14 protein-coding genes are annotated in these 17,691 nt (G+C 38.6%); 2 read left to right on the top strand and 12 right to left on the bottom strand.

Features of this window, described 5'->3' with window-relative positions; translation table 11 throughout:
• Positions 1–4: 4 nt before the first annotated feature.
• The 6 genes from JOE23_RS00565 to JOE23_RS00540 all read right to left on the bottom strand — a co-directional run bounded on the left by JOE23_RS00565 (position 5) and on the right by JOE23_RS00540 (position 8,816).
• Positions 5–2,215 carry an alpha-galactosidase gene (locus tag JOE23_RS00565; protein ID WP_204435343.1) on the bottom strand — a complete coding sequence of 737 codons (2,211 nt, stop codon included), beginning with the start codon at positions 2,213–2,215 and terminating at the stop codon, positions 5–7.
• A gap of 32 nt (positions 2,216–2,247) precedes the next feature.
• Positions 2,248–3,075 (bottom strand): carbohydrate ABC transporter permease, encoded by an 828-nt coding sequence (locus JOE23_RS00560; protein WP_204435342.1) that lies wholly within the window; start codon positions 3,073–3,075, stop codon positions 2,248–2,250.
• Positions 3,072–3,944 (bottom strand): ABC transporter permease subunit, encoded by an 873-nt coding sequence (locus tag JOE23_RS00555; RefSeq protein WP_204435341.1) that lies wholly within the window; start codon positions 3,942–3,944, stop codon positions 3,072–3,074. Before JOE23_RS00555 ends, JOE23_RS00560 begins: the two co-directional genes overlap by 4 nt.
• Positions 3,945–4,023: 79 nt before the next feature.
• The gene (locus JOE23_RS00550) at positions 4,024–5,340 is read right to left on the bottom strand and encodes an ABC transporter substrate-binding protein (protein ID WP_204435340.1); all 1,317 of its coding nucleotides are present in this window, start codon (positions 5,338–5,340) and stop codon (positions 4,024–4,026) included.
• Between the two features lie 174 nt (positions 5,341–5,514).
• On the bottom strand, positions 5,515–7,296 hold the full coding sequence (locus JOE23_RS00545; RefSeq protein ID WP_204435339.1) for a cache domain-containing sensor histidine kinase: 1,782 nt from the start codon (positions 7,294–7,296) through the stop codon (positions 5,515–5,517).
• Positions 7,293–8,816, bottom strand: coding sequence for a response regulator transcription factor (locus JOE23_RS00540; RefSeq protein ID WP_204435338.1), 1,524 nt, complete (start codon positions 8,814–8,816; stop codon positions 7,293–7,295). The genes JOE23_RS00545 and JOE23_RS00540 overlap by 4 nt, the downstream gene beginning before the upstream one ends.
• A gap of 900 nt (positions 8,817–9,716) precedes the next feature.
• On the opposite strand from JOE23_RS00540, the gene JOE23_RS00535 reads away from it, so the two are divergent.
• Positions 9,717–9,962, top strand: coding sequence for a hypothetical protein (locus JOE23_RS00535; RefSeq protein ID WP_204435337.1), 246 nt, complete (start codon positions 9,717–9,719; stop codon positions 9,960–9,962).
• A gap of 86 nt (positions 9,963–10,048) precedes the next feature.
• Here the strand turns inward: JOE23_RS00535 and JOE23_RS00530 are convergent, their stop codons facing one another.
• The 6 genes from JOE23_RS00530 to JOE23_RS00505 all read right to left on the bottom strand — a co-directional run bounded on the left by JOE23_RS00530 (position 10,049) and on the right by JOE23_RS00505 (position 16,048).
• On the bottom strand, positions 10,049–12,130 hold the full coding sequence (locus tag JOE23_RS00530; protein ID WP_204435336.1) for an SA1320 family protein: 2,082 nt from the start codon (positions 12,128–12,130) through the stop codon (positions 10,049–10,051).
• A gap of 10 nt (positions 12,131–12,140) precedes the next feature.
• The gene (locus tag JOE23_RS00525) at positions 12,141–12,992 is read right to left on the bottom strand and encodes a DUF1672 family protein (protein WP_204435335.1); all 852 of its coding nucleotides are present in this window, start codon (positions 12,990–12,992) and stop codon (positions 12,141–12,143) included.
• Between the two features lie 374 nt (positions 12,993–13,366).
• Complete coding sequence (dhaM, locus tag JOE23_RS00520) at positions 13,367–13,738, bottom strand: dihydroxyacetone kinase phosphoryl donor subunit DhaM (protein ID WP_204435334.1); 372 nt, start codon at positions 13,736–13,738, stop codon at positions 13,367–13,369.
• Positions 13,731–14,327: a dihydroxyacetone kinase subunit DhaL gene (gene dhaL / locus JOE23_RS00515; RefSeq protein ID WP_239585192.1), complete on the bottom strand. Its 597-nt coding sequence runs from the start codon at positions 14,325–14,327 to the stop codon at positions 13,731–13,733. The genes dhaM and dhaL overlap by 8 nt, the downstream gene beginning before the upstream one ends.
• A 6-nt stretch (positions 14,328–14,333) precedes the next feature.
• Positions 14,334–15,320 carry a dihydroxyacetone kinase subunit DhaK gene (gene dhaK, locus JOE23_RS00510; RefSeq protein WP_204435332.1) on the bottom strand — a complete coding sequence of 329 codons (987 nt, stop codon included), beginning with the start codon at positions 15,318–15,320 and terminating at the stop codon, positions 14,334–14,336.
• A 308-nt stretch (positions 15,321–15,628) separates the two neighbouring features.
• Positions 15,629–16,048 (bottom strand): Hsp20/alpha crystallin family protein, encoded by a 420-nt coding sequence (locus tag JOE23_RS00505; RefSeq protein WP_204435331.1) that lies wholly within the window; start codon positions 16,046–16,048, stop codon positions 15,629–15,631.
• A 251-nt stretch (positions 16,049–16,299) separates the two neighbouring features.
• On the opposite strand from JOE23_RS00505, the gene JOE23_RS00500 reads away from it, so the two are divergent.
• On the top strand, positions 16,300–17,673 hold the full coding sequence (locus tag JOE23_RS00500; RefSeq protein ID WP_204435330.1) for an MATE family efflux transporter: 1,374 nt from the start codon (positions 16,300–16,302) through the stop codon (positions 17,671–17,673).
• Positions 17,674–17,691: the final 18 nt, after the last annotated feature.

Here is a 17,691-nt window from a genome sequence, read left to right as displayed (position 1 = left end):
CTCCTTATATTCGATTCAATTTAAATAAATGTGCTTGAAAATCATGAGCACCTGATTGATCCGTATAGCGGTCGATTTCGATACCTACTTCCATTAATTGATCGCCATACATGTGTTGGTCTGTTCCAGCTAATCGATAACAGGCTTCAGGATCCAAGCCAACCAGTTGTACCCGTCTTAACGCCGGATTAGGGCGAGACAATATTTGATAGTAACCCACCAGTAATTCTGACTTATCCTCCGATAAAATTTGCCAACTGACTTGATTGCCGTCCTCGATAAACGGACTCATTAGTCGACTGAATTGTCCAGTTTGAATCAAGGTCTGGTTTTCTTTATAAAAATGAATCTGATTGGCAATCTGTTGCTTCTCTTGGTCTGTTAATGTCGTGATATCTAATTCATAACCCAACATGCCAAAATAAGCGACAGCTGCTCGCATCTCTAAACGCGTTATCCGCCCTGTTTGGTGATTAGGTACGGCAGAAACATGGGCTCCGATCATCGAAAGCGGATAAACCATTGATGTCCCATGTTGAATAAAGAGACGTTCAACTGCATCCGTGTTATCACTGGTCCATGCTTGTGGTGCATAATAAAGTATCCCTGGATCAAACCGTGCCCCACCACTTGCACACGATTCAAATAATACATTAGGGAAGCTCTCGATTAACCGTTCGTATAAACGGTAGACGCCTAGAATATATCGGTGGGGCAATTCTTGTTGCTGATCAGCAGGTAATTGCAAAGAGCCAATCTCAGTCATATATCGGTTCATATCCCATTTGACGTAATCAATCGATGCCTCACTCAAAACATCAGCCATCACTTGGTACAAATGATCAACGACATCATCCCTAGAAAAATCAAGCACGTATTGGTGACGACCATGCGACTTGACACGATTTGGCACTTGAATGACCCAGTCTGGATGTGCTTGATACAACTCACTAATGGGTGACACCATCTCCGGTTCAAACCAAAGCCCAAACTTCATCCCTAAATCATGGATCGATTGGGCTAACCCACCAATCCCATGTGGCAACTTACGCCTATCGACAGACCAATCCCCTAATGAGGTTGTATCATCATCACGTTTACCAAACCACCCATCATCAAGGACAAATAATTCAACACCACATTGTTTGGCTGCTTTAGCCATTTCAATAATCTTTGCTTCTGTAAAATCAAAATACGTTCCCTCCCAGTTATTAATCAATACTGGGCGAAGGCGATCCCGCCACTGTCCTCTAGCTAGTCGGTTGCGATAAAGGCGGTGGTATGCTTGACTCATACCATTAAAACCTTGAGCCGAATAGACCATGACCACTTCCGGCGTTTGAAACGGTTCACCGGGTTTAAGTTGCCAATTAAAATCAAATGGATGAATCCCGATCATGACGCGCGCCTTATCGTAATGATCAACTTCAACTTGAGCAAGAAAGTTCCCGCTATACACCAGGTTTAACCCAAACACCTCGCCATGATGTTCCGTTGTCTCAGGTCGACTTAAAGCAATAAATGGATTATGTTGGGCGCTACTTGTACCTCTCGTACTTGCAACACTTTGGATTCCAGCAGTTAATCTTCTTCTCTTGATGTGCCTTTCTCTAGCCCATGAGCCAGACAAATGAATCAAATCAAATTGATGGCCATTTAAATCGAAACTGCCACTCATGACGCGATTTAATTGTAACGTCTGATCACCTTTATTATGATAATGAGCTGAACGCGCAATCACAGCTGTTTCTTCAAAAATGGTATAGCTTAGTGTTAATTCTGTACCCAATTCTTGATCAAACAGTCTCACCTCAACCGTTGTCGCTTCATGATTATCTTCCACATAAGTTGCCGGAAGACCTGCCAACTTTCTTTTCCCTTTAAAGATAATGTGATCGACATATTTAAAATCGGTGATACGGCTACCGTTCTGTTGAGTAATTTGATGGGCAGGCTCCCTAAAATCAGTCGTTCCATATGAGGGATACTCTTGCTTGATCAAATCTAGTGAAAAATGGTTGCTTTTCTCCGGCACAAAGCACGTATTCGGTGTCTCTTCGACATAAAACAGTTGGCTAAAGTCATCTCTATCAATTAACCGTTTGCCAAAGTATAAATGACCTAACTGATCATTTTCTAATACATTAAAAATGTAACTAACTTTATTTGACTGCAAATGAAAGACTTTCTGGTCTTCATGAAAATAGATTGGCAAAAAAACGCCCTCCTCATCAAAAATTCTATTGTTTAACCTTTAACAGATCCCATCATTCCTGCAACGAAATGCTTCTGCATAAAGAAGAAAACAAGTGCTGTTGGTAGAGTGGCAATCGTAATAGCCGACATGATCATGCCATAATCCGGTGAATAACTTGAACCTAAATTAGAGATTAATAGTGGAATTGTTTGCTTCCCTGGTGATTGTAAGACAACAAGTGGCCATAAAAAGTTGTTCCAGCTATTCATGAATGCAATAATAGCTGCAGCCGCATACGTCGTCTTCATTGTTGGCATATAAATCCGAAAGAAAATCCCAAGTTCCGTTAATCCATCAATTCGCCCTGCCTCGATCAAATCTTTAGGGAACATTTTCGTGTTTTGTCTAAAGAAAAAGATAAAAAAGGCAGTTGTAATGGTTGGTAAGAACGCGGCAGCTAACGTATCTAAACCGATAAGTGGTGCTGTATGAGAGATCCGACCAAACAAACGATAGAGTGGCACCATAATAGCAGCAAACGGGATCATCATTGATAGTAATAGAATATTAAAGGCAATATCTTTACCACGACTCCGATACATCTCAAATCCATAACCTGCTAATGAAGCAATCAGTAACGTCAAGAAAGTTGATAATACAGCAATAATAGCTGAATTCGTTAAGGCAGTAACAATATTAACTTGGTCAAATAAATTGGTTAAGTTTTCAATTAAATGTGTGCCTGGTAACTGTCTGCCTCTTGTAACATCGACAGATGCATTCGTGCTACTTACCACCATCCAAAAGAATGGATAAATCGAAATGATCGTAGCAATCGACAAAAACGTATAGCTCAATATTCGTTTAAATTTTTTCATTCTTTATCACCTGCCACTTTAAATTGGATGGCAGACAGTATCACAACGAGAATTACGATAACGTAAGACACAGTCGCTGCGTAACCAAAGTTCGGCGTGTATTCAAACGACAAATTATAAATATATTGTGAAATCGTAATCGTTGCATTACCCGGTCCACCACCTGTAATATTAACCACTTCATCAAACAATTGGAGTGTTCCTATTGTTGATGTAATGGTCGTAAACAAAATAATCGGTTTTAACATCGGTACGGTAATTTTAGTAAACTGTTGAAAGCTTGAAGCACCATCGATTCGTGCCGCTTCATAAATGGAATGATCAATATTTTGTAAAGCAGATAAATAGAAAATCATATTATACCCCGTCCATCGCCAAGTGATCGCTAATATAATAACAATTCTTGCCCAAAAAGAGTCCGTTAAGAAGTTAATAGGTTCTGAAATAATCGATAGATTGATTAAAAACTGATTAACGATACCATTACCGCTAAACATATATTTAAAAATAACGGAATATGCTACCAAGGATGTGACCGCAGGTAAAAAAATGGCGGTTCTGAAAAAACCACGAAACTTTAGCGTTGGATCATTTAACATGACAGAAAATACCAAAGCGAGAATAATCATAACAGGCACTTGTACGATTAAATAAGTGAACGTATTTGTTAATGCACTGATAAACGTTGGATCATCAAAGAGGCGCAACCAATTATTTAATCCTGTATACTCTAAATTAGCCCCCATCCCTGATTGAAACGATAGTAAAAAGGCATCAATCATTGGATAGAAATAAAACAATGAAATACCGACAATAGAGATAAGTACAAATAACCAACCAATATTGTTCTTTTTTAATAACTTATTCACCTGCTTGCCCCCCCATTTATAAAGATAAAACCACAAGTCACAACCAAACTTGTTCTCATTGTGCTTGTGGTTTAATAAGTTATCTTAATTGTGTCTCTGCTTGAGATTGTGCATCTTCCAACACGTCTGTTAGCTCTTTATCATTTAAATAGTTTTGCAATTCAACGGCTAAAATATCATCAATGGCATACGTGTGCATGCCGTAATTGACGGCTGGAATAGCTTCCGTCCATTCAGAGAAATCAGCAACAATCGATTGACCATCAAAGAATTCATGTCCTTCTTCAAAAGCCTCTCCTTGCATACCAGGTAAATACGTACCAATTGCACCAATTTCATCAATTAAGTCTTGATAGAACATTTCATTTGATCCAAATGTGTTAGCTAAGAATGTCGCAGCAGCTTCCTTACCATCTGAATTAAGTACATACCAGGAGCTTCCGCCTAAGTTTGTTACATTTGTTGCCCCCTCTACTTCTAGCTTAGGAAACGGTACAACGGCCCAATTACCGGATTGTGATTCTTCTGCTGTTATACTCGGTGTAATCCAGTTGCCTGTTGGCACACTTGCCACATCACCATCATTGAACGCGCCAACAAATTGACTCCAATCTGATACCATGCTAACAATATTGGCTTCCATTAATTCACGATAAGCTTGCATCGCTGCTTCCAACGCTGGGTTATTAGCTAAATTAGGTGTTGAACCATCATCTTCAAAATACCACGTCCCTGCTGATTGAATCATCATACGAATTAATCCTAAATCACTTGGGTCTTGGGTAAGCATATTATTTCCGGTCGCTTCTTTAATATCTACACCGATTTGAATATATTCAGCCCATGTAATATCTTGAACATCATCAACACTATAACCTGCTTCTTCTAAATAATCGGTTCGAATATACAAACCGGCTACACCTGTATCAAACGGTAAACCATACTGCTCACCATCTAAGCTTGTTGTTTCAATTTTATAATCAGCAAATGCATCGACATCAATATAGTCTGTTAATGGATAAAACGCATCTGGATAAGCTTGCAAAAAGCTTTGTGCACGATAATCTTCTATTAGAACAATATTCGGCATCCCCTGTGTCGTACCAGAACTTAAACTTGTATTTAAGCGTTGAACAATATCATCTTGAGCATTTTCTATAATTTCTAATTCTAAATCAACCTCACCATCATAAGCTTGATCAGCTAATTCTAAAGCACGAATATTAAAATTCGGATCCCACGCCCAAGCGGTAATGGCTTCACCTTCACCGTTTGTAGTGCCTTCCGTCTCATCGTTAGCTTCCTGATCATCAACTGAATCCTCATCACCATTTCCACAAGCTACCAATACGGCCACCATCATAATTGTCAATATCATGAATACGACTTTCTTCATCATTAACCCTCCTTTTGTTGTAAGCGTTTACTTACGCTATAAATAAAGTATAACGTCAAGAAAAAAAGATCGTTAGCACGATCTTTAGAAAATAAATAGTCATTTTTTTAGTAGAAACCTACCTTACCACTTAATAGAATTGGACTTTCTTTAGAATTTGAACTATTTTTAGATTTATTTACTACTTTCAATAATTGGTAACTTAATCGTTACCTTCGTGCCTTTGCTTAATTCACTGGTCACTTCAACACCATACTGATCGCCATACAACAGCTGAATCCGTTCATGAACATTCCGCATGCCAATCCCACTAAACAATTGACTTTTTTTCTTATATTTAGTAGGGAACTTATCTTTATTAATCACCATACCATCACCATCGTCCACTACTTCACCGTATAAAAACTTTCCATGTCTGCGGATAAGAATTTGAATAAACCCATCTTTTTTCTTATTAAAAGCATGAAAGAAGGCATTTTCTATAAAAGGTTGGAGTACGAGCTTTGGTAAATGTAAGGATTGACAGTCGGGACCAATAAAATAATTAACTTTAATCCGTTCGCCATAGCGCGCTTGATTAATCGTAACATAGTTCTTGGTATTCTCTAGTTCTTGCTCAACTGTTACCGTCTCACTCACTTCACCCAAAGTACTTTGTAACAAAGTAATTAACGCATGAATTGTAGACATCGCATGTTCTGGATCACCTTGCATCACCATAAACTTAACCGTTGTCAGCGTATTATAGAGAAAATGTGGATTAATTTGGTGTTGTAATGATTTCAATTCAGCATTTCTTTGTCTTTTCTGTGATTCAAGAACAATGCCAACATAAGTCTCAAGCTCATCTAACGTATGATTGAACGCTTTAGCAATCTGATTTGATTCGTAGCCGCCTTCCTCAGTGACCCGCTCACTAAAATTATACTTAGCTATTTTAGATATTTGCTTAACTAATCGGGTTAATGATTTCGTTATTCGTCTCGTGACAAACCACACCATACCGAGTGCGAATAAAATAATAACGACACTAATTAATAAAATTTCTCCCGTATTTATTAAACTACGGACAACCATTTGACGGTCAATTAAATTGACCAAGTACATATCAAAGCCCGGTAAATATTCTGTTAGAAGTAAATAGTCGCGTTTCCCCCATTCCACTTCTGTATGTTCTTGATCTGACAGATAAGTCGACTCTGCTATAGCTAACAAATCATGCTCTTCTGTCCCTATTAAACCTGCCTGACTACTTGAAACAATTTGACCCGTTTGATCAATGAGAATCACATCATTGCCCTCACTCGTATAGCCTTGATAAAACTCACGTAGCTGTGATTCCCTAATCGAAATATAGACCGTTCCATAAATATAATCAGATAGCCGCTCGGTAAGTGCCTTGACAGCAACAATGACCCGATCATTTTCAATAACAGCTGTTTCCATTGCATGATAAGTTAATGCGTGAGGAGAGGCATGTGCTTTTTCTGTTATACGTAACGATTCAATATACGGTTTCGAAACTGGCCAATAAATATAATTCATATTATACAAATGCTGGTTTCTACCAGACACGACTAAGTTCGCATCAAACGTTTGCAAGTTGGTATAAATGCGCTCAAGCTCTTGATTAACTTGATAATACGATCCCGCTAATGTAACAGAATCGTCGTCTTCTTCATTTAGAACCCGTTTAATGACACCATTATTCTCAATTTGATTCACAGTTGTAGCAACTGTTGCACTAAAATGATTAAATTGTGAAGTGATTTGTTGAATAATTTTAGAATTTGTAATACTAAATGTTTCTAAAAATAAATTTGTTGAAACACGAATCGTACTTAATGTAATCAACGTTGAGACGAGAATAATACTAATCAAGGTTACACTAAACAGTTTAATAAATAAGCCATTTTTTATCATTATATCTTTACCTTTTGCAATTATCTGCCTCATTTTATTGCATCTCTCCGATAACGACTTGGTGATTTATTGGTGTTTTTTTTAAACACTTTACAGAAATAACTATGATCAGTGTAACCTACCATTGCACCAACCTCTGCAATTGAAAGTTCTTGATTACCCAATAATTCTTTTGCATGATCGACCCGCACTTTTGTTAAATAATCACTAAACCCCACATTATGATGTTGTCTAAAGTAACTCGATAAATAGGATGGATTAAAATGAAAATGATCAGCAAGTGATGTTAGACTCAATGCTTCAGAATAATGCTCATCTATATAGGTTAATAGCTGATGAATACGACCCGTTTGGGACGCTTTTTCCTTCCCTGAAATCATCGCCTTAACGGCAGCAATGTACTGAGTGAATGAACCAATCGCTTCATCAAAATAAGTCGCGTTATTAATGGTATTAAAGTAATGATATTTGTCTTTTTCCAGCTGATCCATATGATAATCCAACATGCTTAATAAAACCGTCGTATTAAAAATAATATTCCCTAAAAAACTTTTAAGCTGGTCGGGATCATACGTATAAAAAGATTGCAATGCACCAATGTAACGATCCAACTTATAAAATGCCGATTCAAATTTCTTATGTTTTAATAACTCAGTAAAATAATCTAAATCAAACGATTCTTCTGGAATAATTGGCTTTGGTAAGTGATCATAATAAAAAAGCGTCTGATCTTTTAAATAAAACCGATAACTTCGGAGCATAGCCATCTGCTGCTGATTGATCGCTTTCAGCCTGTCTAACTGATCAAACAGACCAGATATCAACCATTTTTCTTGTTGCTGACTGCTATCTTCCTTTTCCAGTAAAGTAAGGAATTCAGAAAAAATCTCACTTGACAGATTAAGCAATAGTTGACAACTTGTATTTGTTTTCGTCAAGATAACATTATTGATCACATTAACCCGTGTAATAACAGCGTCTATCACGCCTTCAATGTCAATCGAATTTGAATAGTGAACCTCAACAAGGGCAAATTGATCTTGTTTAAAGAAATCAAGTGACCGCTTATCTTGTTCCGATAATTCATATCCTGCTAATAATTTTTTTAAAGGTGTTTTAAGTAATTGCTTTTGATCAATCGCTCCCTGACTTGATCGTCGCCTTTGCCTTTCATTCTCGCCAATCACCCGTTCTAAAGCGGCAAGTAAACTGGTACTGTCTAATTTAGGCTTCAAAATATAATCCGTTACACCACTCTGAAACGTATTTCTTACATAATCATAATCACCATAGCTACTCAAGACAATAATCCCGATTTCTGGATAAAGCGCTTTCACTTTTGTGATAAATTCAGTTCCACTCATAACAGGCATAACCATATCTGTAATAATAACATCAGGTTTATTTTCTGCAATCATCGTCAAGGCCTCTTTACCATTCGATGCTTCACCAATAAGCTCAAATCCTTCTTCTCCCCAATTAATATAATGGATGATACCTTGTCTAATTAATAGTTCATCATCAACAATTAAGACTTTTGTTAAAGCAGTCATCCTATTCATCCCCCTAACCAACACAGTTAATCAAATGCTGTATTGATTCTTATCATAGCATGCTTTTTGGTAAAACTCTAAACCAAAATTTTCTTCATTTTATTTTTCAATTCGAGTGGATTTCATAATGGCTTGCGCTAACGCTAAACAAGGATGCTAATATATAAACATATCTAAGGAGAAGTGTGTTGACGCGCTCCGTCGATCAATGGACTTGCTTTCCTGAGGCATCGCCTCGGGTCAACAGGATGTTTGATCAGTTAGACGTTGTCACACGATGTGACGTTTTTAGTCTAACATTCCTTAAAGTGGATCTTCGACTGATACTGTCGAGACAACTGAAAAACTAACCTATAGCGTTATTTCCTAATTAAAGTATTTTGTACTCACTCCAGTTACAGACGATCGCTTTCCACAGGCACGGCCCATAGCCGTCAAGCTAAGGATCAATTACAGAAAAAGCAAGTCTAGAGCGTAATTTTTACACGAAATTATATTATTTTCCAATTCGGTGCATGATTAGTAAAAACCACTTTATTGCTTTTTTAAAAATGTTACGCTGTTAAAAGTGGCTGTTGATTTGCGATCCAGGCATTCGCTTTCCGCGGGCTCGCGCTGAGCCTCCTCGTTCGCACAGAACGCTCACTGTGGGGTCTCATCGTCTTCGCTTTTCCCGCAGGAGTCGAATGCCTTCCTCTCCAATCAACAAAGTTAAAAAACAATAAGCTTTGGCAAAACCCAAATATTCATCTATACTGCTTTGAAAGTTCGTTCATAAGTAAGATGACGGCTATGGGGCACGGTCTCGGGCCTACAGGATGTAGGTCAATTAGACGTTGTCACACGAGGTGACGGATTTAGTCTAATATTCCACTGTGTGAAGCTAAGAGCGCTTCTAAAGTGGATCTTCAGACGCGTGCGGTTCCCGCTGGAGTCGTCGTCTTTCACTTCTGTTTTAATAAGCGATTTAATTTGACTGAACATATCAAATTAAAAAATAAAATGAACCTTCAATTAGTGGGCATTTTCGTTCTTCGCCCACTAATTGAAGATTCGTTTAGTGAATCTGGACATGGCGTCTGTTATCACTCACTTCAATCGATTTGCTCTACTCTCTATTTTGAGGAGGATTTTACAGACGGTTAGCTGTGATAAACTGAAAAGGTCTAATATTAGAACCAGACCTTTTTACTCCATGAATAGCTTGCTCTATCATAATAGCTTTCTTTTTATTAAAAAAACGTCACGCGCTCGACTTGCTCTTGCAGCATCCCCATGTTATTCTTCATTCGCACCGCATTCAGCGTTAAGGCCTCAATCGCATGCGCTTCATGCCCGCCCAACTGGTAAACAATATCATCAAATAACCGTTGCATTTCTTTTAAAATCGCAATCGCTGCCCCATTATAAGCATAGACATCGGCATAGCTATGATTGGCAAAAATGGCATTTTCGATATATGGCCGAAAGTTAGCTAATAATTCAGGGAAATTATCTCTTAAACGATTGACCCCAAGGCGCACCCCTTTAATCGTTGCCTCTAATTCATCAAGGGGGGCTAATGTTTTACAAATATAATCACGAACTTTATCATCATAATCAGTAAACACGCTAATAATTGCACCTGGCACTGTCATTTTAAAGAAAAATTCGCTGGTGCCTCGTACCATGCGAGCAATCGACTGGGCCCTCAATTCAACAAGTAGCGCAGCCACAGATAATCCAGATAAGATAGGTGCAATTAAATTCGAGACCTGTTCAGAAAGAAAGGTATATGCCAAGTCAGCTTGTTGATCTTTAAGGGCTTTTTCATCTTCCATCACATCATTATCTTCAAAATAATACGGATCAAGTGTCGGTATCTTTACCAAATCTGTGATGGCGTTCGTTTGATGTTGAATCGATGTCGCGATTTGAAAATCACGTCCTGTGAAATTTTCGGCTGTTTGACTGACTTGAGCACCTAATCTATCTAATTGATCGTGCAACCGCTGACTATTATCTAACACCATCTCATAATGCGTATCCAGTTTTTCAACCACCGCATCTTTACGACGGAGCGTGTCTTGTAACAATTCTGGTAGGGTTTGGTGAATAACCGTATCAAACGCTGTTGTTAATTCTTCAATGCCAGAGCTAAACGACCACAATCCACCCGACATTTCACGAAATAGCTGGAAAACATTCAGGCTCTTGGTAATCAAGAAATCAAATAATTTACCAGGTGGCGAGTCAAGTACATTGGATAAAAGGTTGCTCTCCAATTCCGCCTCATCTAATAAATTAAATAAGTAGCTTGTCTCATTTTTAGCTTTCGTGCCAAGTGAGGCAATGCCAGTAAAAAAAGAATGCCCCGCCTCCTGTTCAACTAAGTCTTCAAACGTCGTCTGTAATTGTGACGTTCGTTCCGTCATTTGCTCCCCGACATCTTTCACAATATCTACAGCATTTCCTAAATATGTATGCGACAACTCAAGTCGATCAGCCACTGACGTTTCTAAACCCGCCGCAAGCATTAATAGACTTTCAGCATTAATCTTAATCCGCTCAGATCGTTCACCATAAAGCGGTAAGCCGGTCCAAAGACTCGTAACAATATGATCATCCGCGGCAATATGAATCACCCCAGCACCCGCTTCGCCTTCTTCACGAATCTTATAATATTGTGTCCCTTGATCATTTCGCAAATAGCCGGTATGGTTCGCTCCAATTTTATCGAAACTGATCGGTACTCCATTATAAATTTCATAATGCTTACCCGGAATGCGCGTATCAAACTCCAATGCGGTTAATGTATTGGTTAAAGCATCATAGCTACTAAAATAGTTGGTGACTTGGTCATACGTTTGATCGGGATCGATCATCCCATCAGGCAAAAGGGCAGGGTTTAATGTTACCGCCCGAACATCTGGATGTTCAACCGCCACCGCACCTACTAACGCACCCCCTAATGAATTCCCGGTCATCGAGTCGACACCATATTTATCATTCATGTCATCAAAATATTCTTGCGCTGCCTCAAGTTGTGGTACGTCAATATCACTAAGTAAGCGAATATCTGTGATAATATCTTGCATCTGGTCTTTATCCGTGCCGACATAGACTACCGTCACTTCTCTATTCTCTAGATTTATTACCGTTAGTGCATCTAATCCAGTTTTAGTATCTGCAATAACATCCAAAACCCTATAATCCGTATCATTTACAATAAAACGGTCATACTTGTTAAGTCTACGATAAGCATGATAACCAGCCATCTGAACTAAATCTTGATCTGAAGTCATTTGATTCACTTCTTCTATACTACTAGACATATATCCACACCTATTCCTTTATAATATCATTCGGGTATGAACGATCAATTGAATTCTCTTTACTCCCTCGACCTGAGCTCTTACTCACTTTATTATCATGTAGAGAAATTGAATACGTCCCAATTGGAATTTGATCTGCCTCTTCTATCGCAGTAGCAATCGCATCTAATGCATCTTGATCAGGCTCAACATTCTTTTCTTCCATAAAAAGGTGCATCCCTATAGAAATAGAGTCTCCGTTGAAATTCAATTCTTCAAATAAAGCCATCCATTCCTCTCTACTTATTGATGGTTCATTCAAGTAAGTTCTCCACACCTCTTCAAAAACAGAACTATTTGACACTTGTACAAAATAGTATGGATTGCCATAGCCTCTTCCACCGGTATTAGCTACAGCTCCCATTGTATGACCAACTATACTATATTCCTTTAATATATCCTCTAAAACATGATCTAAGTTTGCAAATTCATCTTGATAAACCAAACCATATAACCCTGTTACAATCGCATTTTCTACTTGCCCTTCCTGCGACCAAACCTGTTCAACCATAATTTGTTCATTCTCTACATCAATCGGGATAATCGCATAAGAATAAAAATGCGGTTCACCAACAGATTCAACAAAAACCGTTGCTCCGTCGACATTACCAACGATATTATGAACAATCACTTCTGTTTTGTATTCTTCCACAAAAAAACGGATCACCGCTTCCTCGACAAGCTCTTGATTATCATTAGCGATTTGGTTGGTTCGGCTACCATTAGCCAGTGTATATTCTTCACCGGTATAGTCTTGAACACGCATATAGTAATCATCGTCATTATGATCTTCTAATGTTGTCTTTTGATTTTCATCATCCATTGATAAGCACCCTCCTAATATAAATAGTAGGCTAAAGCCTAGTATCACAAAACAATACCTTGGATTCATAAACATCCTCCTTCAGTCAAACCTATTCACGTTATTATTTTATCGGAAATCTTTGTTTTTTAACAGATGAATACTGTTAATTCGTGTAAAATGAGGAAAAAGTGGGAGGTAGATGAGACTTTTTCATTTACCAGGCGTATGATCTAGAACATTTCACCTAACAATGCAGAAAAAGAGGAGTGTTTAAATTTTTCAATTGGTTAATCCGTTTGTAGCTACTAAAATAGTAACATCGTATTTGCTCCTCTATACAATACAGAAGAGACCAAATGATTTCATTCGGCCTCTTCCTTCTTCACCATCTATTATTTAACCGTCAACGGTTTTAACTGTTCGACCACATCGTCATAGTCAGTTCCACCTGACAGTAACGATGCTGCTGTATAGGCACCTTCGATAAAGGCAACATCCATTACCTCAACTGTCTTGTCTGTCATTTCTACTGCCATCTCCATTGTCATCTTCGCACTTCCTAAATCATAAAAGGCAAAGCAATGATCCGCTTCGTTTTCTTTAATCGCTGCTGTAATTTGCTCAAAACTTGATCCAATCTCACCGTCATCGGTCCCACCAGCATACGTAATCGAAACGTTAGGTGCTGTTTCTTGTAACAATTGATAGACACCTTCAGCCAGTTCAAAGACATGTGACGATAAGATAATCCCAATATCACTCATCAATTATCTCTCCTTCAATCATCGCTTCAAACAAAAAGCCACTTGACACCGCACCCGGGTCTAATTCACCTAGTGACCGCTCACCAAGATAAGAAGCTCTTCCCTTTGATGCTTTTAACTCCTTGGTCGCTTCAACACTGTCTTGAACATCTTCAATGGTGACGGTTCCTTCAGCTAAGTGTTCAACAACTGGGGACCAAACGTCAACCATTGTCTTCTCTCCAACTTCTGCCTTTCCTCGTTTTGTAATCCCTTCAAGCCCTGCTTTTATGATGGCATGAAGATCAGCTGAATCTTGGCCTGCTTGTTTAGACATCGCTAATAAAGCACTGCCATAAAGTGGGCCTGAAGCACCACCAATTTTTGATAGCAGAGCCATCGAAGCATCTTTTAATACCTCTTCTGGCTGAGCATAATCCTCTTCTGAAAGCTTTTCTTTCATCGCTTTTACGCCTCTAGCCATGTTATTGCCGTGATCACCATCACCGATCACACTATCTAACTCACTTAAATAAGCTTTATTTGTCTCAATCTTATCAGCAAATCGTTCTAACCATGCTTTTGTATTATCTACCGTTAACACATTCATTCCTCCTTACCAATCTGTCACATCTACAGGGTGTTGCCAAAGTTTCAACCAGTCCTGTTCTAATTTAACGAGCGTGAGTGACACCCCGTTCATATCAAGTGATGTCATTAAAGCGCCGACTTTTTTAAAAGCTACGGATACGTCTTCGTTTGCTAACTGTTTTTCTACATCATGAAGGAAAATATATTGTTCCATCAACGGGGTCGCTCCTAAGCCATTAACGAGCAAACCATATGTTTCACCACTTTGAAAATCAAAGGCTTGTTTTAATTTACTGACTAATTCCTCAGCTATAGCCGATGAGCTCTTAACCTTTGTTCGATGATAACCAGGTTCACTATGAATCCCAACACCATACTCCATCTCATCATCGGCTAGTGAAAACCCTGGCTTTCCTACTTCTGGTACAGTGGCAGCTGTCAAAGCCACACCAATCGACTTCACTTGTTTAACTAGCTCATCTCCTAATGCTTTCATGTCAGTCAGGGACATTCCCAAATCCGCAGCTGCTCCAAGTATTTTATGAACAATCACCGTTCCAGCCACCCCACGTTTACCGGCTGTATGGGTGCTATCTTCAACAGCAATATCATCATCAACAATTAACTGTTCAACTACAATCCCTTCTGCTTCAGCTAATTCTTTTGCCATTTCAAAATTCATGACATCACCCGTGTAATTTTTAATAATTAACAATACACCTGCGCCATTATCTGCTGCTTTAATGCCTTCTAGCACTTGATCAGGTGAAGGTGAGGTGAATACTTCCCCAGCCACAGCAGCTGTCAGCATTCCCTTTCCAACAAACCCCGCATGTGCGGGCTCATGACCACTACCACCGCCACTGACTAAAGCAACTTTGTTCTTTTCTTTGTGCTTTTGAACAATAACCGTTGTATTCGGGACACGCTTGACGAGCTCTCCATTAGCATAAACAAATCCTTTTAACATTTGATCAACCACTTGATCCGGTTGGTTGATGATCTTCTTCACTCTTAATCCTCCTTTATATCATGTCATGTTATTCCTATTCCCTAAATATAACGATTTAAGCCATTCATTTATCACAGATAACCATCCGTAAAACCCCACCTCAAAATAGAGAACAGAGGTCAATCGATTGAGGGGGGGTGATAACGGACGCTAATGTTCCGATACTCAACTACCATCAGTGGTGGGACAACGAAACGCCTACGTTTTATGCCGGTAAGCATTTTTTGCTTGAGTGTTATGATAGATTCGAACATTATCGATAAGTGAAAAACCCCACCTTAACGTAGGTGGGGAGGGGAATAGACTAATTATTCAAGGTCAATTCGATATGCATCGTTATCTCCATTGATCTGCGGTGACTTTGGTACAGTTAATGTGAGTAAGCCATTTTTAAATTGACCTTTAATCTGTGATTCATCGATGTCACCAACATATAATTGACGCTTGAATGAACCATAGGCACGTTCACGACGAACAAAGTCATCTTGCTCTGATTCTATACTTTGTTCTTGTCGACCTTCAATCGTAAGGAAGTTGTCTTTGTACTCGACAACAATATTATCCTTGTCAAACCCAGGAAGTTCTGCGTCAATTTCGTAGTGATCTCGCTTGTCTTTGACATCGACTTTTGGTACATCAAAATCAAATAACGACTGATCATGGTTGCGTTCTAAAAAACTTGGCAACCAATCAAAAACATCACGTTTACGAGGAAATAGATTTCCCATCATTGACACCTCCTGTATTGAGTTTATTTAGCTTTCATAAAAATATTACCACGCCTCTTCAAATATTAAACTTATAAATACGCAGATTTTCTCATCATTTTTTCTAAAACAATTAGCTTTTGTTATTGTTGATACTTTAAAATTTTTACTTCTTTTGTTAAAATTTTATCTTTTCCTCATGAAAAAAATAAAATAGCAAACAAACATGGTATAATAGCGTTTACAATATAAAAAGAAACTGGAGAATCGTGATGGAGCGCTTAACAAATTTAGAGACACAGTCAGCTAAAAAACAGCTTTTACTCATTACTTGGCCAATATTTATTGAGGTTTTTTTACAGGCAATTATGCAATTTTCCGATGTATTTATGCTAAGTTATATATCTGACCAAGCGGTAGCTGCAATCGGTGTCGTCAACCAAGTGATGATGTTTACTTTTGTTTTATTTAATTTTACGGCGATGGGATCTGGAGTCGTTGTTGCCCAATTCGTTGGTGCCAACCAACCCAAAGATGTAAGAAAAACAATCGCTCATGCAATAACCGTTAACTTAAGTTTCGGGGTCTTACTAAGTTTAACGGTTGTTAGCTTTCGCAAACAATTTTTAAATTTGTTTTCACTTGAACCACAGCTTTTGGAATTTGCCGAAACCTATATGATAATTGTCGGTGCAGCTTTGTTTGCCCAAGCCATTATATTAACCATCTCTGCTACTTTACAAGCAATGGGGCACACAAAAGATGTGATGTTTGTCGTCTTAATTATGAATTTATTAAACATTTTTGGCAATTATTTGTTTATCTTCGGTGCGTTTGGGGTCCCTCAACTTGGGGTAACAGGGGTAGCTATTGCAACAGCTTCAATGCGCCTATTAGCAATGATTGGTTTATTTATCATACTGGTTAAACGCATGCCGATTAAACTACGGTTTAAAGCATTCTTCACATTAGAAAAAAGTTATCTTAGCAAAATTCTACATATTGGCGTACCGGCCGCTGGAGAACAGCTTTCTTATAACATTAGTCAAATTATCATCACCATCTTTGTCACATCCTTAGGTGCAACGGCACTAGCTACTCGAGTATATGCCCAAAATTTCATGGGATTTATGACGGTCTTTTCAATGTCGATTTCAAAGGGCATGCAAATTTTTGTTGGTCAGCTTGTTGGGGCTGGCAAACAAAAAGAAGCTTATCATCATATGTTCATTGGTTTGCGTTACGCAATGGCTGTGTCATTATCAATTGGAAGTATACTAGCGATCTTTGGCCAGCACTTATTCGGATTTTTTTCTGATGATCCAGCTATTATTACACTAGGAGGAACGATTCTTGTTATTACGCTTATTCTAGAGCCAGGACGAACCTCCAACCTGGTGATTATTAGTGCTCTTAGGGCTTCAGGAGATGCTCGCTTTCCTGTTGTAATAGGCATGTTAATTATGTGGGGCGTTTGTCTTCCACTCGCTTATTTCTTCGGTATCACATTAAACTTGGGACTACCTGGCATTTGGCTTGCGATGTTGACAGATGAATGGGTGAGGGCAACATTGATGTGGTCAAGATGGAGAAGTAAGAGATGGATGGATAAAGCACTTGTCAATCAAGTCAAACAAGCACATTAAGCGATCAATGTGCTTGTT

The sequence above is a fragment of the Amphibacillus cookii genome, assembly GCF_016908375.1.
GTDB lineage: Bacteria > Bacillota > Bacilli > Bacillales > Amphibacillaceae > Amphibacillus_C > Amphibacillus_C cookii.
This window is presented reverse-complemented; position numbering and strand designations above follow the sequence as displayed.